Source organism: Enterobacter asburiae (assembly GCA_011754535.1).
GTDB lineage: Bacteria > Pseudomonadota > Gammaproteobacteria > Enterobacterales > Enterobacteriaceae > Enterobacter > Enterobacter cloacae_N.
This window is the reverse complement of the sequence record JAAQVN010000001.1, coordinates 3426161-3447604: the sequence shown is the minus strand read 5'-3', so window position 1 is coordinate 3447604 and position 21444 is coordinate 3426161. Positions and strand designations below refer to the sequence as shown.

The 21444-nt window shown below is 53.1% G+C and carries 17 protein-coding genes, 1 tRNA gene and 3 pseudogenes; 12 read left to right on the top strand and 9 right to left on the bottom strand.

What is annotated here, in order from left to right:
* Position 1: 1 nt before the first annotated feature.
* Entirely contained in the window at positions 2-1708 is a 1707-nt protein-coding gene (locus HBM95_16215) for a sensor histidine kinase (protein ID NIH44470.1), read from the bottom strand.
* 386 nt (positions 1709-2094) lie between these two features.
* On the opposite strand from HBM95_16215, the gene alaC reads away from it, so the two are divergent.
* A complete protein-coding gene (alaC, locus tag HBM95_16210) occupies positions 2095-3333 on the top strand; it encodes an alanine transaminase (GenBank protein ID NIH44469.1) in 1239 nt (412 codons plus the stop codon).
* Positions 3334-3385: 52 nt separating this feature from the next.
* Here alaC and ypdK read toward each other — a convergent pair whose 3' ends face one another.
* Together ypdK and lpxP are read right to left on the bottom strand one after the other, a co-directional pair.
* Positions 3386-3457 carry a membrane protein YpdK gene (ypdK, locus tag HBM95_16205; protein ID NIH44468.1) on the bottom strand — a complete coding sequence of 24 codons (72 nt, stop codon included), beginning with the start codon at positions 3455-3457 and terminating at the stop codon, positions 3386-3388.
* Positions 3458-3815: 358 nt separating this feature from the next.
* The gene (lpxP, locus tag HBM95_16200) at positions 3816-4736 is read right to left on the bottom strand and encodes a kdo(2)-lipid IV(A) palmitoleoyltransferase (GenBank protein NIH44467.1); all 921 of its coding nucleotides are present in this window, start codon (positions 4734-4736) and stop codon (positions 3816-3818) included.
* 12 nt (positions 4737-4748) lie between these two features.
* Between lpxP and HBM95_16195 the strand changes: the two genes are divergently transcribed.
* The 4 genes and pseudogenes from HBM95_16195 to tssK all read left to right on the top strand — a co-directional run bounded on the left by HBM95_16195 (position 4749) and on the right by tssK (position 8618).
* The gene (locus HBM95_16195) at positions 4749-4886 is read left to right on the top strand and encodes a hypothetical protein (GenBank protein NIH44466.1); all 138 of its coding nucleotides are present in this window, start codon (positions 4749-4751) and stop codon (positions 4884-4886) included.
* A 640-nt stretch (positions 4887-5526) separates the two neighbouring features.
* Complete coding sequence (gene tssB, locus HBM95_16190) at positions 5527-6024, top strand: type VI secretion system contractile sheath small subunit (protein NIH44465.1); 498 nt, start codon at positions 5527-5529, stop codon at positions 6022-6024.
* Between the two features lie 32 nt (positions 6025-6056).
* The gene (gene tssC / locus HBM95_16185) at positions 6057-7601 is read left to right on the top strand and encodes a type VI secretion system contractile sheath large subunit (protein NIH44464.1); all 1545 of its coding nucleotides are present in this window, start codon (positions 6057-6059) and stop codon (positions 7599-7601) included.
* Between the two features lie 18 nt (positions 7602-7619).
* Positions 7620-8618: pseudogene (tssK, locus tag HBM95_16180) on the top strand (type VI secretion system baseplate subunit TssK).
* Here tssK and HBM95_16175 read toward each other — a convergent pair.
* Complete coding sequence (locus tag HBM95_16175; GenBank protein ID NIH44463.1) at positions 8590-9489, bottom strand: DUF2345 domain-containing protein; 900 nt, start codon at positions 9487-9489, stop codon at positions 8590-8592. The pseudogene tssK and the gene HBM95_16175 sit on opposite strands and share 29 nt — an antisense overlap.
* Positions 9490-9550: 61 nt before the next feature.
* Here HBM95_16175 and HBM95_16170 point away from each other — a divergent pair, with 61 nt between their 5' ends.
* Both HBM95_16170 and HBM95_16165 read left to right on the top strand, forming a co-directional pair.
* A complete protein-coding gene (locus tag HBM95_16170; GenBank protein ID NIH44462.1) occupies positions 9551-10144 on the top strand; it encodes a hypothetical protein in 594 nt (197 codons plus the stop codon).
* Positions 10051-10752, top strand: a pseudogene (locus HBM95_16165) (hypothetical protein). The gene HBM95_16170 and the pseudogene HBM95_16165 overlap by 94 nt, the downstream one beginning before the upstream one ends.
* An 869-nt stretch (positions 10753-11621) precedes the next feature.
* Here the strand turns inward: HBM95_16165 and HBM95_16160 are convergent.
* The 3 genes and pseudogenes from HBM95_16160 to HBM95_16150 form a co-directional block, all read right to left on the bottom strand.
* Positions 11622-12029, bottom strand: a pseudogene (locus HBM95_16160) (DUF4102 domain-containing protein).
* 189 nt (positions 12030-12218) lie between these two features.
* A tRNA-Arg gene (locus tag HBM95_16155) sits at positions 12219-12293 on the bottom strand.
* Between the two features lie 75 nt (positions 12294-12368).
* Entirely contained in the window at positions 12369-13298 is a 930-nt protein-coding gene (locus tag HBM95_16150; GenBank protein ID NIH44461.1) for a formate/nitrite transporter family protein, read from the bottom strand.
* A gap of 315 nt (positions 13299-13613) precedes the next feature.
* On the opposite strand from HBM95_16150, the gene mlaA reads away from it, so the two are divergent.
* The gene (gene mlaA, locus HBM95_16145; protein ID NIH44460.1) at positions 13614-14366 is read left to right on the top strand and encodes a phospholipid-binding lipoprotein MlaA; all 753 of its coding nucleotides are present in this window, start codon (positions 13614-13616) and stop codon (positions 14364-14366) included.
* Positions 14367-14410: 44 nt separating this feature from the next.
* Here mlaA and fadL read toward each other — a convergent pair whose 3' ends face one another.
* On the bottom strand, positions 14411-15691 hold the full coding sequence (gene fadL, locus HBM95_16140; GenBank protein NIH44459.1) for a long-chain fatty acid transporter FadL: 1281 nt from the start codon (positions 15689-15691) through the stop codon (positions 14411-14413).
* Positions 15692-16063: 372 nt separating this feature from the next.
* Between fadL and HBM95_16135 the strand changes: the two genes are divergently transcribed.
* The 4 genes from HBM95_16135 (at position 16064) to sixA (ending at position 20726) form a co-directional block, all read left to right on the top strand.
* Positions 16064-16348, top strand: a complete 285-nt coding sequence (locus HBM95_16135) for a DUF406 family protein (protein NIH44458.1) — start codon at positions 16064-16066, stop codon at positions 16346-16348.
* Positions 16349-16573: 225 nt separating this feature from the next.
* Positions 16574-17884, top strand: a complete 1311-nt coding sequence (gene fadI, locus HBM95_16130; protein ID NIH44457.1) for an acetyl-CoA C-acyltransferase FadI — start codon at positions 16574-16576, stop codon at positions 17882-17884.
* Positions 17884-20031, top strand: coding sequence for a fatty acid oxidation complex subunit alpha FadJ (gene fadJ, locus HBM95_16125; protein ID NIH44456.1), 2148 nt, complete (start codon positions 17884-17886; stop codon positions 20029-20031). The genes fadI and fadJ overlap by 1 nt, the downstream gene beginning before the upstream one ends.
* 209 nt (positions 20032-20240) lie before the next feature.
* Entirely contained in the window at positions 20241-20726 is a 486-nt protein-coding gene (sixA, locus tag HBM95_16120) for a phosphohistidine phosphatase SixA (GenBank protein NIH44455.1), read from the top strand.
* 46 nt (positions 20727-20772) lie between these two features.
* On the opposite strand, the gene smrB is transcribed toward sixA, so the two are convergent.
* Complete coding sequence (smrB, locus tag HBM95_16115) at positions 20773-21324, bottom strand: endonuclease SmrB (GenBank protein ID NIH44454.1); 552 nt, start codon at positions 21322-21324, stop codon at positions 20773-20775.
* Positions 21325-21444: the final 120 nt, after the last annotated feature.

The window sequence follows — 21444 nt, the reverse complement described above, 5'->3', positions numbered from 1 at the left end:
ATTACTCGCCCTGAGGTAACAGTGATGTCGCCGCATGAACAGGGGAGCGTTCATTCGGGACGTAAAAAGCGATTTCAGTGCCTGGTTCAAGACGGTGAATATGCAGCCCGTCGCCGTAGAGAAGCTTGACCCTGTGGTGTACGTTCAATAGCCCGATTTTATTCCCTGGCATTTCGTTAGACTCCACGCGCTCAATGACTTTTGGGTCAATCCCGTGGCCGGTATCGCGTACGGCAATACGCACCCGGTTTCCGCTTTCAGTGATGCTGATGGTGACCACCCCTTTGCCTTTACAGGGCTGAATACCGTGAACAATCGCGTTTTCGACCAGCGGCTGGATCAGCAGGCTCGGGATCACGCAGTTGACCTCTTCATCAATATCAAAAATCACCGTGAGCTTGTCGCCGAAGCGCGCCCGCTCAATCGCAATGTAGTCTTTGATCTGATACAGCTCTTTTTTGATGTCGATCTGCTCGTCATCTTTTAGTTCGATGTTGTAGCGCAGATAGCGCGACAGGTTAAAAATCAGCTGGCGCGCGGTGTCCGGATTCAAACGAATGGAAGAGGAGATGGCATTCAGCGCGTTAAACAGGAAATGGGGATTAATTTTGCTCTGAAGCGCGCGCAGCTCTGCCTTATTTGCCATCTCGCGCAGCTGTTCTGCCCGGGAGACCTCAAGCTGGGTAGAAATAATCTGCGACAGGCCAATGGCCATCTCCTGCAGCGTGGAGGTGATCTGATGCGCGTGGCAGTAATAAATTTTCAGCGTGCCCGTCACAACGCCTTTCTCCCACAGCGGGATCACCAGCATCGAGTGAATCTCCGGCGTTCGGTGAGCTTCATCATTGTTTTTAATAATGATTTTGCCGTAGTTAATCGCCTGTCTGGTGGTCGGACTAATGGTGTCATCGCTGTCGCGATAGTTGTGTTCCCCAACGCCAACGTAGGCCAGCACGTGGTCGATATTGGTGATGGCGACGGCGTCAGCGTGAATGTCGTGGCGGATAATCTCGCAGACCTGGCGCAGCGACTCCGCGTTAACGTGACGAAAGAGCGGCAGCGTTTTGTTGGCGATGTCCAGCGCCAACTTGGCCTGACGGGCGGCGCTGGCCTCTTTCTCCCCTTCAACGCTCTGCACCAGCAGCACGATAAAACCGATGCAGACGCTGCCCAGGATCATGGGAATACCGATTTTTGAAACGATATCCAGCCCCAGCGCGGTGGTGGGGGCCCAGACGACGACCAGAATCATGGTCAGCGTTTCGCAGACCATGCCCGCGACGATCCCGGCGCGCCAGCGCTGTTTTTTCGGGATCTTGCGGCTTATCCAGCCCGATAGCACCCCGGCGATAATGCTGGTGATAAAGCACGGCACTGCCGTTACGCCACCGATATCAATCAGGTAGCGATGGGTCCCGGCAATCACGCCGGTGATGATACCCACCCACGGGCCAAACAAAATTCCGCCGGACATGACGGCGATAATGCGCACGTTAACCAGCGAACCCTCTACCGGCACCCCGGACCAGGTGCTGAACAGGGCGAACAGCGAAAAGATGGCGGTTACGGCCAACAGCTCTTTCGGCGAGTGTGCGGATTTATGCAACAGCTCGCGAAACAGGCGAATGCGAATAAGGAAGAACAGGCAAATCAGCATTAATGCCGCACGGTCAAAAACCGCCAGCAGCATAGTGAATATCTCGTGCACGGAGCAGACCTGGGAAAACGGGAAAAAACCATGATAAAAAACCTGAGGCGTATTGACCAGCTATCCGTCGGGTTGATCAAATGAGGAAAAACCATAACTTACAAAGGGGATTGCCTGGTAAGGATTGATGCGACCCGATTTGTTCTCAGCGCCATATCGGCAGGTAACTGTTTTGATATCATTGTGTTAAATAACGGCTAACAGAAAGCCGATATCAGAACCATGCTTTCAATTTCAGGCGTTGCCGTGTTCCGGTTTTCACGCGCGCGCTTTTTTTTCATTTCCCCCTCGACAGCATGATTTTTTTCAGGTTATTTTCTAAGCACGCCACATCGGTGGCAGCGTCGCTCGGACGGTCCGGGCGCTAACGTTAATCTGAGGAATCTATGGCTGAATTCAGTCCTGAACGCCGTTTTACGCGTATCGATCGTCTCCCCCCTTATGTTTTCAATATCACTGCTGAACTGAAGATGGCTGCGCGTCGGCGCGGCGAAGATATTATCGATTTCAGCATGGGTAACCCTGACGGCCCAACGCCGCCACATATCGTTGAAAAGCTTTGCACGGTTGCCCAGCGCCCGGATACGCACGGCTACTCAACCTCTCGCGGTATTCCCAGGTTACGTCGCGCGATCTCGCGCTGGTATCAGGATCGCTATCAGGTTGATATTGATCCTGAAAGTGAAGCGATTGTCACCATCGGCTCGAAAGAGGGGCTGGCACACCTGATGCTGGCCACGCTGGATCATGGCGATACGGTGTTGGTGCCTAATCCAAGCTATCCGATCCATATCTACGGCGCGGTGATTGCCGGGGCGCAGGTCCGCTCCGTGCCGCTGGTGGAAGGTGTCGATTTCTTCAACGAGCTGGAACGTGCCATTCGCGAAAGCTATCCGAAACCTAAAATGATGATCCTGGGTTTCCCGTCGAACCCAACGGCCCAGTGCGTGGAGCTCGATTTCTTCGAGAAAGTTGTCGCGCTGGCCAAGCGTTATGACGTGCTGGTGGTTCACGATTTAGCCTACGCTGACATCGTCTATGACGGCTGGAAAGCCCCGTCGATTATGCAGGTTCCGGGCGCGCGTGATGTGGCGGTAGAGTTCTTTACCCTGTCGAAAAGCTACAACATGGCGGGCTGGCGTATTGGCTTTATGGTGGGTAATAAAACGCTGGTGAGTGCACTGGCGCGTATTAAGAGTTATCACGACTACGGTACCTTCACGCCGCTGCAGGTCGCCGCTATCGCTGCCCTGGAAGGCGACCAGCAGTGCGTTCAGGAGATTGCCGCCCAGTATAAGCGCCGCCGCGACGTGCTGGTAAAAGGGCTGCATGAGGCCGGCTGGATGGTGGAAATGCCGAAAGCGTCCATGTACGTCTGGGCGAAAATTCCGGAACCGTACGCGGCGATGGGATCGCTGGAGTTTGCTAAAAAACTACTGCAGGATGCGAAGGTGTGTGTGTCACCGGGCATTGGCTTTGGTGATTACGGCGACACCCATGTGCGATTTGCCCTGATTGAAAACAGCGACCGTATTCGTCAGGCGGTGAGGGGCATCAAAAGTATGTTCCGGGCCGACGGTCTTCTCACCTCAAAGAGCGTCGCAGAACACCCCGCATCGTCATGACATAAAAAAACAGGAGCCAAATGGCTCCTGTTTTTTTGACTGCATGTTCTCACTAGATCATCAGGGCAAAGGTTCCGGCCCAGACTAAAACGATCACCGAAATGCCCATAAAGAAATATTTCACGTTTCATCGCTCCGCGTATCTTGTGGTACGCACTTAAAAACAGAGTCCAACTGATTATAGAGAGCTGAAATCCGGCCAAATCAGAAATGAGAATTTTCCCGTTATGCCGCCGACTCCAGCTCAGAATTCTGTGCTTTCCTGTAGCCAGACGGCGCTAATGTACGCCTAAAAATGAGGGGTGGCAAGAGGGATTTTTTTAAATAATTTCCGTCACTTACGAGTGTCGTGGAACGGCGACAGTTTGATTTCACGACGCAATAAATTCACTTTGGGCGACGCTATGAAAGGCGGTTTAGTCGTGGGATGACAGGTGATTGAAAAGGTTAGTTTCTTAGCGAAACTAACCTTACTGGAAGGCTTAAATATAGAGCGAGGCTTCGCCGAGAGGGCGCGTTTTGAAACGGCGATGCATCCAGAGGTACTGCTCAGGCGCGCGCATAATTTCTGTTTCGATGACTTTATTGATAAACGCTGCCGCTTCACACTCGTTTTCCGGATAGTTAGCCATTTCTGGGGAGATGTGCAGACGGTAGCCTGACTTATCCGCTTTTCTCACCATTGTCACGGTCAGCATGGAGGCACCTGACAAACGCGAAATGACAAAAGTACCGTTGGTCGTCGCCACGTCTTTTACGGCAAAGAAGGGAGCAAAGCTGCTGCCTTTACGTCCGTAATCCTGATCGGGTGCAAACCAGACGGCTTCACCTTTCTTCAGAGCACCAACCATACCGCGCAGGTTATTACGGCTGATCATCGCTTTGTTGGAACGCATACGTCCGCGCGTTTGCACCCACTCCATCAGCGCACTGTTGTGCGGTCTGTAGGTTGCCATCATGGGCTGACAAAGCCCCATCACGCGGCCGCCCAGCTCCAGCGACATAAAGTGAACGCCAACGACCATCACGCCGCGTTTTTGCATCTGCGCGCGTTTAAGGTTATCCAGTCCTTCCACGTCAAACCACTTGCGCACGCGCTCATCCGGCCAGAACCAGGCCATGCCGGTTTCAAGCAACGCCATGCCGATAGACTTGAAGTTTTCAGCGATGAGTTTCTCCCGCTCTTCAGCATTGTACTGAGGGAAGCAAAGCTCAAGATTTTTACGCGCGATGGATTCGCGACGCTTCAGGAAATAGCGGGAGACGCTACCCAGTTTAGACCCCAGCAAACGCAGCGCAGGGTAGGGGAGTTGAACCAGCAGCCAGAGAACGCCAAGACCAAACCATGTAAACCAGTAACGTGGGTGTAAAAACGCACGTTGAAATTTGGATTGAGACAAAATAGTAAAACCTATATGAAGCCTGTAAAGGTAGCGCAGAGTTTGCGATACGACGTGCCGATAAGACCGTTCTTCAAGGTGATGGTTGCAGGCTTTACCGAACTTTACGGCGTTGCCTGGCCACTGCTGATTTGGGCGGGCGGCGTAATGTAGCACCGTTATACGTTATGTGCTATTACTCGTTTTTGATTAAAAAAGCGACAGTCAGGGAGGTGCTTGATTTTACAGTTTTTATATTCTCTGCTGTGAAAGCGTCAGTCTGCATGTGTTGGCGATGGAAACATCTCAAAATGGGGGGCTGAATGAATAAAAAGCGTCGCGGGTTAAGTTGTGGCAGGTCACTTAGTTAAGAAAATTATTTAACACTCCAGGTAAATTAATAAGAAAATTCCCTGCGAAATTTCTTAGGTGTTATTCATGCAATCAATAAAATCGTGTGTTTTCATTATTTCTTAACGTCTTAATTTTATCGAGTCACAATAACGTTTGCCTGTGTGTTTATTATTTTTGACTTCATTGTTATGATGCAGGTCAAGACAGGGTGTTTTTGTGAGAGTTTATCTGCCTGCGATCGTTTATTCGATATGAATATTCGTTTTATAGTCCAGAAGTAGCGTCTTTTTCTGAGTTGACCAGCCATTCCGCAATAATGTTTTAGTGGAAAATTCTTAAGAAATTTCTTGATTCGGATAAATGATCTGTGCATTTGATTTTGCGCCGATCATTATTCTATTATTGCGCATCAAGAACGATACCGTGAAGTTTTCATAGCAAAACAAAGAGGGACGATGAGATGGCTGACAGTTTTCAGAATGAGGTGCCTAAGGCACGTATTAACCTGAAGCTTGACCTGCATACTGGCGGAGCAAGTAAGAAAATGGAATTACCCTTGAAATTGCTTGTTACGGGTGATTTCAGCAACGGGCAGGAATCTGCGTCAATATCCGAGCGTGAAAAAGTTAATATTAACAAAAATAATTTTGACAGTGTCCTTTCCGAATATTCCCCAAAAGTTAATCTGACCGTTAAAAATACGCTCTCTGACGATGGTGGTGAAGACAACATTCAGCTGACTTTCCAGAGCATGAAAGATTTCACGCCGGAGCAGGTTGCTGCCCAGATACCGCAGTTGAAGGCGATGTTGGCGATGCGCAACTTGCTTCGCGATCTGAAGGCCAACCTGTTGGATAACCAGACTTTCCGAAAAGAGCTGGAAAAAATCGTTCTTGACCAGTCGCTTAGCGCTGAGTTGCGAAATGAGCTATCAGCTCTGGCACCTAAAAAACCTTAACCATCAAGCTGTTTTAACGGATTAATCAAGGAATGCTCATGTCTGTACAAAATAATATTGCTGGCGGTGAAAGCGTGGTGCTGGAACGTCCTGTTGCGGGTGGGGTTTACGCTTCCCTGTTTGAGAAAATCAATCTGAGCCCTGTCTCTGAGCTGAGCGCGTTGGATATCTGGCAAGATGCCCAGGCGATGTCAGATGCGACCGCGGATGAGCGTCTGACTGCAGGTATGCAGGTCTTTCTGGAATGTCTGACCAAAGCAGGCTCGAAGGTCGAAAAACTGGATAAGAGCCTGATTGATCATCATATCGCTGAGCTCGATTATCAGATCAGCCGCCAGCTGGACGCTGTCATGCACCATGATGAGTTTCAGGCGGTTGAAAGCCTGTGGCGCGGTGTGAAGTCGCTGGTGGATAAAACTGATTTTCGCCAGAACGTGAAAATTGAGTTGCTGAGCATGTCTAAAGAAGACCTGCGTCAGGACTTTGAAGACTGTCCAGAAGTCATTCAGAGTGGTCTGTATAAACACACCTACATCGACGAATATGACACCCCGGGCGGCGAGCCCATTGCGGCGCTGATTTCCGCTTACGAGTTCGACGCTTCAGCGCAGGATGTCGCTCTCCTGCGCAATATTTCCAAGGTCTCTGCTGCGGCACATATGCCGTTTATCGGCTCGGCAGGCCCGAAATTCTTCCTCAAGGAGTCCATGGAAGACGTCGCGGCCATCAAGGACATTGGTAACTACTTCGATCGTGCGGAGTACATCAAGTGGAAATCTTTCCGTGAGACGGACGATGCCCGCTATATCGGTCTGGTGATGCCGCGCGTGCTGGGTCGCCTGCCTTACGGCCCGGACACTGTGCCGGTTCGTAGCTTCAACTACGTGGAAGAAGTGAAAGGCCCCGATCACGATAAATATCTGTGGACCAACGCTTCGTTTGCCTTTGCATCCAACATGGTTCGCAGCTTCATCAACAACGGCTGGTGTGTACAAATTCGTGGCCCGCAGGCCGGTGGTGCCGTCCAGGATCTGCCAATCCATCTGTACGATCTGGGTACCGGTAATCAGGTGAAGATCCCGAGTGAGGTGATGATCCCGGAAACCCGCGAGTTTGAGTTTGCGAACCTGGGCTTTATTCCGCTAAGTTACTATAAGAACAGAGATTATTCCTGCTTCTTCAGCGCTAACTCCACGCAGAAACCTGCACTATACGATACTGCGGATGCCACGGCCAACAGCCGTATCAATGCGCGTCTGCCGTACATTTTCCTGCTGTCGCGTATTGCGCACTACCTGAAGCTGATTCAGCGTGAAAATATCGGCACAACCAAAGACCGTCGTCTGCTGGAGCTTGAGCTCAACACCTGGGTGCGCAGTTTGGTGACCGAAATGACCGACCCGGGCGACGAACTGCAGGCGTCTCACCCACTGCGTGATGCGAAAGTGGTGGTGGAAGATATTGAGGACAACCCGGGCTTCTTCCGCGTGAAATTGTACGCTATTCCGCACTTCCAGGTAGAAGGCATGGACGTGAACCTGTCACTGGTTTCCCAGATGCCGAAAGCCAAATCCTGAGGCGAGGGGAAATCAGGGATGAAAATTCATCGTCCGTTATGGAATGAAGGGGCACTTCTGGCCCCTCAGCAGTTCCAGCAGCAGTCTGAATGGGATGCATTTTCCCGGGCTGGTATTGCCGCCCGCGGAAATGCTTTCCCCTGGGGTGTTGGTCGGGTTGAGCTTGATGACGCGATGCTGGCCTCCGGCCGCGTGCAGGCGCAGTCACTTCGTCTCTGGTTACCGGATGACACACTGATTGATACCCGATTCAGTGACCTGCCTCCGGAGCCACGTGAAATCGAGGCACCGGCTTCTGCCGGCAATGCCCCGGTGACAGTGTATGTGGCGTTACCGGTGATGCAGGCCGGGATCGTGAATGTGCAGACAGACACGCTACCTGCAGAGCGCCCGCTGCGCTATCGGGAAGCCTGGGAGACAATCGCCGACCGCTTCGGTCAGGAAGAAGAGTCGATGGCGGTGGCCCGGTTTAATCTGGCATTCCGTTTCGGACATGAAGACAACGGTGCCTGGGATACCTGCGCCATTGCCCGTCTGTTACAGGACGGGCAGGGGGGCTGGCGTCAGGATCCTGACTTTATCCCGCCGATGGCGCTCTTCTCGGCAAGTCGTAATCTGTGTGAACGTCTTGCGCTGCTGAATCGCCAGTTGCGCTCCCGTCGTCAGCGTCTGATGTCCATGCGTCGTGAAAGCAACGACAGAATGGCCGATTTTGCGGTCGCTGACGTGTCGTTGTTCTGGTTGCTGAATGCCCTGAACTCGCATGCACGGGTGCTTTCTGAGTATGAGCGCTTCCCTGACAGACATCCTGAGCAGGTCTGGGCCGAACTGGCGCGTCTTGCCGGCAGTATGCTGACCTTCTCGCTTGAGCACGATCTGGATGCCATTCCGGGATATGACCACCGCGCGCCGGAAAAAACCTTCCCGCCGCTGTTTGACCTCATCAGTGAGCTGCTGGAGGCCAGCCTGCCGTCACGAGTGGTCGCGGTCAGGATGGATCGTCTGGATCCGGAAACGGCGCTCCTACCACCGGCGCATCATCATGGTAAAGGTACTGCATCAGTGCATCATTGCGGTCTTTCAGCGGGTCAGCCAGCCACGGCACGTCTGGAGTCTGTGAAGCACCACCTTCCGTATCCAGCCGGCTGGCCTTGCGGGTATACGTCCCCGCAGTCTCGTATTTGATTTGCCCCTGCTCAATGAGGATGGAACTCCCGCCACCCACCAGACGTATTCGCTTCTTCCCGGCCAGCAGCATCTCGCTGGCAGAGATGAGGGTTAGTTTCTGCTCCGCGCTCAGATGCATCACGCCGTTCTGCGCCTGAAACTGGACCGGCCCCTGTGCCGAAATCAGGCTCAGCTTGCCGTGTTGAGCAAACATTCCCACGCTGTCGCCCGCCAGTCCGGTGATATGCCCCTGGGTCCCGATACTGATATCACCACCGGCATTCAGGGCAATATTGTCAGTGGCCGCCAGCTGCAGGTGCTCTGCGCTGGTAAAAGCCATCCCCTCGGGTGCTGAAAAGTGAAGCATCTCATTGAGAGTTTTCAGCCGTGTGGCGAACATTGCCTGCTGGCTGGCGATATCAGCTTCCAGGGCTTTCGCCTGTCGGGTGGCGCTGGCCAGTCCCTCGATTTGTGCGCGGACGGCCTCAATCTCATGGAGTGCCACATCCATATCCAGAATATCGCCCTCGCCATGTACTTTACCGTCGGCGGTGATAAACAGCCCTTTCGCTACGCGAATCACCCCGTACTCATCGGTGCGCAGCTCAAAGCCGGTGCCCCGCGGCTCGTTCTGTGCATCAACGATATGGCCCTGGTTAAGGGCCGTGGCTCCAAACGGCGTTTTCAGCGCAATATGCTCGCTTTGGCGCAGGTCTTCCATTCGCAGTTCGTTCTGGCCGGCGGTGCGCAGGATGTTCTGACTATGGTTATCCCGGGTGGCCGTGTCGATTGGCTTGATTAATGAACCCAAAAAACGTGAAAGCACCACCGAGTGGGTTTTCCTGGTGGTGTTGTTGTTTGCACTGATTCCGGTGATTGGCGGCGTTATCAAAGGGGTAGGTCGTCTGGTGCTTGTCGGGACGGCCAAAACAGCTAAAGCGGCAAAAAACATTGAAACGCAGAAGGAAATAATTCAGTTTTTAAACCGCGTTGGCGAAGGTAATGCCCCAAAGTGGTTGAAAGCACTGGATGTACAGTCTCACCAGGCCATTCTGCTGGATAAATTTGGGGCGTTCTGCAATACGATGATTACGGTGACGAACAAGATCCTGGGCTCTACGCTGGGGCGTGCACTGCCGGAAAAATGGCACGGGCAGCTCTATTCGCTGGTTGATGGTTTTGCGAGCCTGCGGGATATGGGAGCCAGAATGATCCCTCAGGCTCTGCGGGAACTGGATCTGAAGCTCAAAGTGATACAGGGGATGGTCTATAAGGGTAACCGGAACCGCAGTCGAATGTGGAAGTGCTGTCGACAATGCCTGTTCCGGTTAAAAAGTGGAAATCCTTCGCTGCCGGCACGTGTACCATGCTGGTGATAAGCATAGTCTCAGCGTGGAGCTGGCATTTTCTACACCGTCCAGACCCTCTACAGACTCAGCTTGCTGCTTCACTGGCTCCGTTCCCTGCACCTCTCACGTCTGAACAACTGGGGATGTTGCGTCAGCAGACTTCGTTACCGCAGGACCTTATCGCACAGACAGAGCATCAGCTTGCCCGATTGGATAAGTTGCCTCCTGACTGGGATATTGCATACAGCAGAAAACTCATCGAACAGGTTCAGGTATTGTGGCCGGATCAGGCTAAGACCCTGGTACAGCAGTGGCAGCAGCAGATTAATATCTCAGTACTTCCTGTCGATAAAACGAACGGCTGGCATGAAGGTATGACGCAGCTTCAGGCTCTTGCCGATAAACTGAATGCACTTGATGGTCAGAAGGGAAAATACATCACCGTCAGTGAACTTAAATCGCAGGTCTTTGGCATGCTGACAAGCTTCCGGCAGACCGTGCCGGTGGAAGAACAGCTTCGGCAGTTGAAGCTGCTCCCTGAAGACTCTCCGCAGCGTCAGCAGCAGATTCAGCAGGCTGAGCAGCACCTCCGGGCTCAAGTCTATATGCTGGCGCAGGAAAAACATCGTGAGTGATGTAAAAGGAACTGGCGGGGTGGGTAAAACACAGCGACACCGTAATCACCGGACGGCCACCGAAATTACGTTTGTGGAACAACACTATGGTCAGCTGTCTGCCCGTGAAATCGGGGAGCGGCTTGGCCGGTCTGCCCATGGAGTGGCCCGAATTGTTCAGCTTTTAGGTCTGTCCCAGGGCGTCGCACCGTGCTGGTCAGAAGAGGAGCTGGTATTGCTCCGGACCCACTATGCAGAAGGCATAGAGTATGTCATATCACTCTTGCCCGGGCGTTCACGCAAGGCTATCTTCCGGCAGGCGTCCCCTTGCCGGGCTCACTAGTCGCAGTAGCTGGAGCCGTGAAGATAAGTTCTTTCTGGAAAAATAATACGGTAATCTGCCAACAAAAGAAATTGCCACCAGACTGGGCAGAAGCGTCAGTGCGGTGAGGGCGGCAGTGGTCAAATTTGACCTTGGAACAGGGAAAAACAGACCTTGCTCGGAAAGGGAACTAGTGTTTATGCAGGCGCACTACAGTAAAGGGATTGATAAAATAAAAGCGTCGCTGCCGGATCGTACCCGGGAGGCCATTTTTGCCCAAACCGGAAAAATGGGGCTGACTGAGGCCCGGCTCTGGCAGCCTGTTGAGGACCGCGTATTAAGGGATATATATCCTGAAGGCGGTGTTACAGGTGTGTGGGAGAGGCTTCCCCACAGGACGATCCCTACTATCAAACATCGGGTGAAGGCTTTGGGGCTGAGGTCCTTCAGAAGGAAAAATGGGTAAAAGGAGGTCATGTGAACCAAGAAGATGATGAGAAGTATCCAGCCAGATTGAAGCCAGTTATTCCTGATTATGACTTGAGCATATTCGGGGGCGGGGTCAGTCCACTGGCTGAGAGCCTAGATAGGGGAAGACATTATTTTTAAAAGCTCGCTTGACGTAATCAGCATAACTCTTTGACCAACCAGATACTTTTGCACTGTGCCATTCGAGAGCTATTGCTTCAAATGTGTTGGTAACCGAGAGTTTTTTAGCTAATTGCGTGGCTTTTTTGACCTCTCCGGGATCCTTATCATTCGCCAATACCTTTCTTGCCTCATCTCGTTTAGTGCGAGCTTCCGCAAGTGAGATGTCCGGGTAGGTTCCGAATGAGAGCTTTTTCTCTTTCCCGGCAAATCGATATTTCATGCGCCAGTACTTTGAACCGTTAGTATTGACCATGAGATAGAGTCCTCCGCCATCAGCGAGCTTATAGGCTTTGTCTCTTGGCTTTGCAGTCTCGACCTGACGCGCATTTAAGGTCCTTTTTGGGGGCCTCGTTTTTCATTGAACAGGATAAGCACCCACTAAGGCCCCCAGGTGTTTATTGATTCACGTTGAAATGGGTAGACATCAGTTGATGTCGCATAGCCAGAATAGAGGGTTTCTCACTGATTATAAGAGGGTTTTATTGAATTTGATAGATGTCAGGAGAGGTGTGTATGGTGTCCCCTGCAGGAATCGAACCTGCAACTAGCCCTTAGGAGGGGCTCGTTATATCCATTTAACTAAGGGGACGAGGCGGCACGAGTATACCGTTATTTACACTTTGCGTTAAGCGCATTGCCGCCTGACTGCTCAAAGAGTCACCATTCAGGTTGATTTTTTTGCCGCTTTATCCTTATTTGCCTGCGCCTTAAGTTCTGCTTTGCGTTTATTAGACATGTCGTTACGTATTTGGGCATGACTTAACAGCGCGAAGATAAACGTTCCGCCGCAGATATTCCCTGCCAGCGTCGGAAGGGCGAACGGCCAGAAAAAATCGCTCCAGTGAAGCGTGCCGTTAAAGACCAGGTAGAGTATTTCAACGGTACCGACCACGATATGCGTGGTATCCGCCAGCGCAATCAGCCAGGTCATCAGTATGATCACCACAATTTTAGCGCTGCCGGCTGAAGGAAACATCCATACCATCGTGGCGATAATCCACCCGGAGATGATGGCATTAGAGAACATTTCGACCGGCGTGTTTTTCATGACATCCATACCGATCTTCACAAACGCGTCCCGGGTGGGTTCATCAAAAATCGGCATATATTCGAACGCCCAGGCCGCAATACCCGTGCCGATGATATTTCCCAGCAGAACCACGCTCCAGAGCCGCATCAATAAACCGAAATTACCGAGGGTAGGGTTTTGCATCACCGGCAGAACGGCGGTTACGGTGTTCTCAGTAAATAATTGCTGGCGGGCCATGATGACGATAATAAAGCCGAAGGTATAGCCGAGGTTCTCCAGTAAAAATCCGCCGGGTACGCCCTCCAGCTGCACATGAAATATCCCTTTCGCGAGCAGCGAGGCGCCCATTGACAGTCCTGCAGCGATGGCTGACCAGAAGAGGGCCATCGCGTCACGCTCCATCTCCTTTTCGCCATCCTGGCGGATATGCTCGTGGATGGCCATCGCGCGGGAAGGGAGGCGATCTTCATCAATTTCTATCTTCTCACCGCGCGCTTTCTCCTCGCTTTCAATTTCATGTTCCTCATTACTCTCGCCAATTTTTTCTTCGCCCACGTCTTTCATATCTGCTCCCGGAGGTTGATCTTTCTTTTAAGCGTAGCGGCTTTTGTCGGGATGCCTGTGGGGATGCTCTTAAATTGGCGGGAATGACAACAAAGGTGATACATCTCGTTCAAAGACATTATAAAATTGCCAGCGAAACGAATTCCAAAAGTCAGGCTATGCTGAGATCAGAGTCACGGTGATTACTGCCCGTAATTGAACTCATAGACATCGGTAAACGTGCTGTTACAATCACTTGCACGTTTTCAGACGGAGCGCCAGATGCTCCGTTACGGATGGCAATCAACGATAGCCATACTGAACAGGGAGATATTTATGAAACTTCGGCTGTCGGCGCTTGCGCTGGGCGCGACGATGCTCGTGGGCTGCGCCAGCTCCGGGGAGCAAACGGGACGCTCCGATCCTCTCGAAGGATTTAACCGTTCTATGTATAGCTTCAACTACAACGTGCTGGACCCGTATGTGGTTCGCCCGGTGGCAGTAGCATGGCGCGATTACGTTCCACAGCCCGCGCGTAATGGGTTAAGCAATTTTACCAGTAACCTGGAAGAGCCTGCGGTGATGGTCAACTATTTCCTGCAGGGCGATCCGTATCAGGGGATGGTGCACTTTACGCGCTTCTTCCTGAACTCCCTGCTGGGGATGGGCGGTTTTATCGATGTCGCAGGTATGGCAAACCCGAAACTGCAGCGTGAACAGCCGCACCGTTTTGGCAGTACGCTGGGGCATTATGGCGTCGGTTACGGCCCTTACGTTCATCTGCCGTTCTATGGCAGCTTCACCGTGCGTGATGATGGCGGCGATATGGTCGATACGCTGTATCCGGTCCTGTCGTGGCTGACCTGGCCGCTGTCGATTGGTAAATGGACGGTGGAGGGGATTGAAACCCGCGCGCAACTGCTCGATTCAGACGGCCTGCTGCGCCAGTCTTCCGATCCGTACATTATGGTGCGTGAAGCGTACTTCCAGAATCATGACTTTATCGCCAATGGCGGCAAGCTGAAGCCGGAAGATAATCCAAACGCGAAGGCTATTGAAAACGAACTCAAAGATATTGATTCGGAATAAATAAAAAAGGTGAGCAACGCTCACCTTTTTTGATCCCTGCGCGATTAGAACGCGTAGTTGAAGTTAGTACCGAACAGCCAGGCTTTACCTTCAGAGGTAAATTCGTACGGACCTTCCTTGAAGGTCACTTTCTGACCATGCATATAAGACACGCCCGCATCGACAGAAGCATTTTCGTTGAACGCGTAGGTTGCGCCAGCACTCACCCAGAAGCGGTCCTGATCCGGAATGGAGATGGAGCGCTTATCAGCCGGTACCGGGCTATCATCGAATGCGATACCGGTACGGAACGTCCAGTTGTCATCCATATAATAGGTGGTACCCAACGCAATACGATAGGCGTCGTGGAAACTCTCGTCCTTATAGAACAGCGTTTGACCGTTGGTGCCGGTCGCTTTCAGCTCCTGGAACTGGCTCCAGCTGGTATAGGCCAGGCTATAGTGAATAGCCCACTGCGGCGCAACGCGGTTGTAACCGGAGACTTCCCACATTTCTGGCAGATGCAGTGACAGTGAACCAGGGACAGTTTGACCGGAAGTCCCCCACGGGATGGTGGTACCCGCGCCAGGAACCAGGCTGTTGACTGGCGCCAGGATGCCGCTCTTGTAATCGCCGTCGAAGTCAATTTTCACTTCGGAACGATAGGTCAGGCCCCAACGGTTGTTTTTGTCCAGCTCGTACAGAATACCGGCGTTCCAGCCATAGCCCCACTCATCGCCTTTCAGGCTGGCAATTTTGTTGCTGTTTTTCGGCAGGCGAGCCGTCTGTTCTCCGGAGTAACGCTCAATTTTTGCATCGGCGTAGACGGCATCAAAGCCCAAACCGAAGCTCCAGCTGTCGTTCAGACGATAAGCACCGCTCAGGTTCAGGTTCAGCGTTGTCAGGTCTGTTTTACCGCCGTATTCGCCTGCCGGGTAGTTGTTGTTGAACTCGGTAGCAAGGCCATAGTTAGACGTGACGGATGCGCCCCAGCCAAATTGTTCATTGATTGGTGCAACGAAGTGCAGGTTAGGGACCCACGCCGTTGGCGCAATGTTATCTGCTTTCAGGCTCGCACCAGAAGGTGACGTGCCGGAAATGTTGACATCAGGATCGATATACACCGCACCAGCAGAGAAGGTCGGGCGATCGAACATCATGATTAATGCAGGGTTACGGCTTGCGTTACCAGCATCATCAGCGATTGCACCTTCCCCTGAATACGCACGGCCAAGGCCAGAGGAAGAAAATTCGTTTAGCTGAAAGCCCGCTGACCAGGCGGAAGTAGAGACGATTGCCACTGCGACTGCCAGCGCAGTCTTGTTGAACAGGGTTTTCTGGCTCATGACCATAACCTCATTGAGTTATTTTTATTCAATAATTGTTACATACCGTAACAGGAGCGCGAAGTGTAGGGTCTGAGGTATGACAGACAAATCAGACCAGTGGCCAGAGTATAGGTCCGACCAGCCGGAATGTTGCAAGTTTGTTTATTAATATTTTCAAACATGTTTCTTGAAACGAGATCTGGTTGGCAAAATTGTGACCATCGCGGCTCACCCAAAAGGGTGGTTTTTGTTTTAGATCATTTTTTAGTGTGATATCGGTCACTTATCCGATTTTGCGCCATTAACGGCTGGAGAGAGCCAGCGCTGGGGCGTAAAATATCAGCATCGTGTTTATCTCGCGCGCTGCGCGAATACAGAGGAAATTGAGCTATGAGTAAATGCAGTGCTGATGAAACCCCGGTTTGCTGCTGTATGGATGTTGGCACCATCATGGACAACTCCGATTGCACCGCGTCTTACAGCCGTGTGTTCACCAACCGCGCCGAAGCCGAAGAAACGCTGGCCGCGCTAAGCAAGCGCGCGCGTGATGTGGAGTCCGATCCGTGTGAAATCAAATCTACCTTCACTGAAGTGGAAGGCGGCGTGAAGCTGGATATCGACTTTGTGTTTGCCTGCGAAGCTGAAACGCTGATTTTCCAGTTAGGCCTGCGTTAATTCCTGCGATCTGGTGCCCTCTCCCACGGGAGAGGGAGCAAACACTAAAAACGGTAACCTGTGGGTTACCGTTTTGCTTTTTCCCTGGGGCATTTTCTTTTTCTTCTCTGTGTTTTAGCTCGCATTTTTATGCTTCCCTGATTGGCTGAATGTAAAAAAATGGTTAAGACTGTTATCAGGTCAGACCACTTTATATTCATGTAAAATTTTTCACAGGGGAAGGTTATGAGTCAGGCATTACCGCTAATCACCCGACAGGGTGACCGCATTGCCATTGTCAGCGGACTGCGTACGCCGTTTGCGCGTCAGGCGACGGCGTTTCACGGTATTCCTGCTGTCGATCTGGGGAAAATGGTAGTGGGGGAGATGCTGGCTCGCAGCGAAATCCCGCCTGAGGTCATCGAACAGCTGGTCTTCGGCCAGGTCGTACAGATGCCTGAAGCCCCCAACATTGCGCGGGAAATTGTTCTCGGTACCGGCATGAACGTTAACACCGACGCCTACAGCGTCAGCCGCGCGTGCGCGACCAGCTTCCAGGCGGTAGCAAACGTGGCGGAAAGCCTTATGGCGGGCACTATTCGCGCCGGGATCGCAGGTGGCGCCGATTCTTCCTCCGTACTGCCGATTGGCGTCAGTAAAAAACTGGCCCGCATTCTGGTTGATGCCAATAAAGCCCGCACCACCGGTGCGAAGCTCAAACTCTTCTCGCGTTTACGCCTGCGCGACCTTATGCCCGTGCCACCTGCCGTAGCAGAGTACTCCACAGGCCTGCGAATGGGCGATACTGCCGAGCAGATGGCCAAAACCTACGGTATCACCCGCGAGCAGCAGGATGCGCTGGCGCATCGCTCGCATCAGCTGGCAGCGAAAGCCTGGTCGGAGGGCAAGCTCACCGATGAGGTGATGACCGCCTATATTCCGCCCTACCGTGAACCGCTCGCGGAAGATAACAATATTCGCGGTACCTCGACACTGGCGGATTACGCCAAACTGCGCCCGGCGTTTGACCGCAAGCACGGCACCGTGACGGCGGCCAACAGTACGCCGCTCACCGATGGGGCTGCCGCCGTTATCCTGATGACGGAATCCCGCGCGAAGGAGCTTGGCATTACCCCCCTGGGCTATTTGCGCAGCTATGCCTTCACCGCCATTGATGTCTGGCAGGACATGCTGCTGGGTCCGGCCTGGTCCACGCCGCTGGCGCTGGATCGCGCGGGGCTGACGCTGGGAGATTTAACCCTGATTGATATGCACGAAGCCTTTGCCGCGCAAACTCTGGCAAACGTCCAGCTGCTGGCAAGCGAGCGTTTCGCGCGCGACGTGCTGGGCCGCGCCCATGCCACTGGCGAAGTGGATCAGAGCAAATTCAACGTGTTGGGGGGCTCGATTGCCTACGGCCATCCGTTCGCAGCCACGGGCGCACGTATGATCACCCAAACATTACACGAGCTACGACGCCGCGGCGGCGGGTTTGGCCTCGTTACCGCCTGCGCGGCGGGCGGACTTGGCGCAGCAATGGTTCTGGAGGCTGAATAATGGATATGACATCTGCATTTAACCTGACGGTTCGCCTCGATAACGTGGCTGTTATCACTATTGATGTGCCTGATGAAAAGATGAATACCCTGAAGGCCGAATTTGGTGTTCAGGTGCGCGGGATGTTAAAGCAGATCCGCGACAACAAAGCCGTCCGTGGCCTGGTCTTTATCTCTGCCAAGCCGGATAACTTTATTGCCGGCGCCGATATCAACATGATCGCCCGAGCGAAAAACGCCCAGGAAGCAGAAGACCTGGCGCGTCAGGGCCAGCAGGTGATGGCCGAGATCCACGCGCTGCCGGTCCCGGTTATTGCCGCGATCCACGGTGCCTGTCTGGGCGGTGGGCTGGAGCTGGCATTGGCCTGCCACAGCCGCATTTGCACTGACGATCCGAAAACTGTTTTAGGGTTGCCAGAAGTGCAGTTAGGCCTCTTACCGGGCTCCGGCGGCACGCAGCGTTTGCCTCGCCTGGTGGGGGTCAGCACCGCCCTGGAGATGATTTTAACCGGCAAGCAGCTGCGCGCGCGTCAGGCGCTGAAATCCGGTCTGGTCGATGACGTGGTGCCGCACTCCATTTTACTGGAGGCCGCCGTTGAGCTTGCGCTGAAAGGGCGGCAGGCAAAGCGTCCTCTCTCCGTACGCGAGCGCGTGCTGGCAGGGCCACTGGGGCGTGCGCTCCTGTTCAACATGGTGGGCAAAAAGACTGAACAAAAAACCAAAGGCAACTATCCGGCGGCAAAGCGGATCCTGGAAGTGATCGAAACCGGGCTGTCCGAGGGAAGCAGCAGCGGCTATGCCGCTGAAGCCAAAGCCTTTGGCGAGCTGGCGATGACGCCACAGTCACAGGCATTGCGCAGCATCTTCTTCGCCAGCACCGAGGTGAAAAAAGATCCCGGCAGCGATGCAGAGCCTGCTCCGCTCCGTGCTATTGGCGTGCTGGGCGGTGGGCTGATGGGCGGCGGCATCGCGTTTGTTACCGCCAGCAAAGGCAAATTGCCCGTGCGCATCAAAGACATCAATGCGAAGGGCATCAACCACGCGCTGCAGTACAGCTGGCAGAACCTTGATCAGAAGGTCAAACGCCGCCATATCAAGGCAAGCGAGCGTGATAAAACCCTGGCGACGATCTCCGGCACGACGGATTACAGCGGTTTTGCGCACCGGGACCTGGTAATTGAAGCCGTATTTGAAGACCTGGCACTTAAGCAGCAGATGGTGGCTGACGTTGAGCAACACTGCGCGCCGCACACCATTTTCGCCTCAAACACCTCGTCTTTACCGATTGGCGATATCGCGGCGAAAGCTGCTCGGCCGGAACAGGTGATTGGGCTGCACTTTTTCAGTCCTGTAGAAAAAATGCCTCTGGTGGAGGTGATCCCGCACGCCACGACCAGCCCGCGAACCATCGCCACCGTGGTGAAGCTGGCGAAAAAGCAGGGCAAAACCCCGATTGTGGTCGCGGACAAGGCCGGCTTCTACGTCAACCGTATTCTGGCACCGTATATTAACGAAGCGATGCGGCTGCTGACGGAAGGGGAGAAAATCGAGCACGTCGACGAGGCGCTGGTAAAGTTTGGTTTCCCTGTTGGCCCAATCCAACTTTTGGATGAGGTGGGAATAGACACCGGCACTAAAATTATACCTGTGCTGGAAGCCGCATACGGCGATCGTTTTACCCCGCCTGCAAACATTGTTTCTGCAATTTTGAAGGACGATCGCAAAGGCAGAAAAAATGAACGCGGTTTCTATCTTTACGGCGCGAAAGGGCGTAAAAGCAAGAAACAGGTCGACCCTTCGGTTTATGGGCTTATTTCGGTCACCGGTCAGGGAAAACTGTCTGCCGTTCAGTGCGCTGAACGTTGCGTCATGATGATGCTCAATGAAGCGGCGCGCTGCTTTGGTGAACAGGTGGTCAAGAGCGCGCGCGATGGCGACATCGGCGCGGTATTTGGTATTGGTTTCCCGCCGTTCCTTGGCGGTCCGTTCCGCTACATGGATACTCTCGGCGCGGGTGAAGTGGTTGCCATTCTGCAACGTCTGGCCTCGCAATACGGTCCGCGGTTTACACCGTGTGACGAATTATTGCAGATGGCGGAGCGCGGCCAGACATTCTGGCCTGCAAGGGAAACTGATTTCGTAAACTGAAGTCAAAGAAGGGTAAATCCTGAGGTGAACGAACCTGTTCTGGCGATTTTGTAAACAGAGATTGACTATACTTACGCCATTGAGGTAAAAAACAGCGTTTCATTCACCGAATGGATCAGGCACAATGCCCGGCCATCGGGTTTTCTACCTCAGAGCATTAATCGCGGGTAGTTAACGCCGGTGATTCTGGTTAACAAAAGCGGTGCAATATGCAAGTTTTTATCATGCGTCACGGCGACGCGGCACTCGATGCCGCCAGTGACTCAGTACGTCCTTTAACCGTCTGTGGCTGCGACGAATCCCGTCAGATGGCTACATGGCTTAAAGGTCAAAAAGTGGACATTGAACGCGTTCTGGTGAGTCCGTTCCTGCGGGCAGAACAGACGCTGGACGTGGTGGGGGAGTGTATGAACCTGCCATCCAGTGTGGATGTTTTACCCGAACTGACGCCATGCGGTGATGTCGGCCTTGTCAGCGCTTATCTTCAGGCGCTGTGCAACGAAGGTGTCGCTTCCGCACTGGTCATTTCCCACCTGCCGCTGGTCGGCTATCTGGTATCTGAGCTGTGCCCGGGCGAAACGCCGCCAATGTTCACCACTTCCGCCATTGCCAACGTCACCCTCGACGAAACCGGCAAAGGGGTCTTCAACTGGCAAATGAGTCCGTGCAACCTGAAGATGGCAAAAGCGATCTGACGTGACGTGTGACAGGGCGGGGTACTACGTGTTTCCCGCCCTTCTGTCAGGGTAACTCTGGCGGCTGCCACTCCTCAACTTCAATCAAGACCAGCAATGCGGCATCTCCGCCGTACTCTTTCGGTGCCTGATGAAACGCCATCACGTGTGGGTGCTGAGCCAGCCACAGCGGCGTCTGTTGCTTCAGAATATGTTTACCGTGGCCGTGCATCACGCAAGCGCAAAAAACGTGTTCGCGGCGACAGGCGGCAATCAACGCGCCCAACTCCTGTTTCGCCTGCATCTGCGTTAAACCGTGCAGATCGAGAAACAGCTCCGGCGAATAATCTCCCCGGCGTAACTTTTTCAGCTCAAAATGGCTGACGTCTTCGCGCACGTACTTCACAGCCCCTTGCGTATTGAGCAGCGGCTGAAATTCATCTGAAAAATAGTGGCTGTTATCCGCCTGCTCCTGCAGCAGCCGTTTGACCGGTACTTCGCTGATTTTTTTACGCTGCGGGCGGTGGACAATCGTGTCCTGCGCGATTTTACGCGTCCCGGTCATCAGCTGGCGGAAGAGAGCCTGATCCTCCTCGCTGAGCGATGTTTTCTTTTTCATTCGTCATTCTCATCTCGTATTTCCGATAGTGTACCCGACTAAACGCATTTTTTAACCTCAAGCGGTACGCGTCATTGCTGATTTATCGCCGTCTTCATGGCAAACTAGCCGCCGAAAATT

What these genes read in the sequence shown, in the direction of transcription:
- fadI (NIH44457.1), top strand. Translation starts at nt 16,574, where the DNA reads ATGAGTCAGGCATTACCGCTAATCACCCGACAGGGTGACCGCATTGCC.
- alaC (NIH44469.1), top strand. Translation starts at nt 2,095, where the DNA reads ATGGCTGAATTCAGTCCTGAACGCCGTTTTACGCGTATCGATCGTCTC.
- HBM95_16175 (NIH44463.1), bottom strand. Translation starts at nt 9,489, where the DNA reads ATGGAAGACCTGCGCCAAAGCGAGCATATTGCGCTGAAAACGCCGTTT.
- tssC (NIH44464.1), top strand. Translation starts at nt 6,057, where the DNA reads ATGCTCATGTCTGTACAAAATAATATTGCTGGCGGTGAAAGCGTGGTG.
- fadJ (NIH44456.1), top strand. Translation starts at nt 17,884, where the DNA reads ATGGATATGACATCTGCATTTAACCTGACGGTTCGCCTCGATAACGTG.
- HBM95_16135 (NIH44458.1), top strand. Translation starts at nt 16,064, where the DNA reads ATGAGTAAATGCAGTGCTGATGAAACCCCGGTTTGCTGCTGTATGGAT.
- HBM95_16195 (NIH44466.1), top strand. Translation starts at nt 4,749, where the DNA reads ATGAAGCCTGTAAAGGTAGCGCAGAGTTTGCGATACGACGTGCCGATA.
- mlaA (NIH44460.1), top strand. Translation starts at nt 13,614, where the DNA reads ATGAAACTTCGGCTGTCGGCGCTTGCGCTGGGCGCGACGATGCTCGTG.
- sixA (NIH44455.1), top strand. Translation starts at nt 20,241, where the DNA reads ATGCAAGTTTTTATCATGCGTCACGGCGACGCGGCACTCGATGCCGCC.
- smrB (NIH44454.1), bottom strand. Translation starts at nt 21,324, where the DNA reads ATGAAAAAGAAAACATCGCTCAGCGAGGAGGATCAGGCTCTCTTCCGC.
- HBM95_16150 (NIH44461.1), bottom strand. Translation starts at nt 13,298, where the DNA reads ATGAAAGACGTGGGCGAAGAAAAAATTGGCGAGAGTAATGAGGAACAT.
- fadL (NIH44459.1), bottom strand. Translation starts at nt 15,691, where the DNA reads ATGAGCCAGAAAACCCTGTTCAACAAGACTGCGCTGGCAGTCGCAGTG.
- tssB (NIH44465.1), top strand. Translation starts at nt 5,527, where the DNA reads ATGGCTGACAGTTTTCAGAATGAGGTGCCTAAGGCACGTATTAACCTG.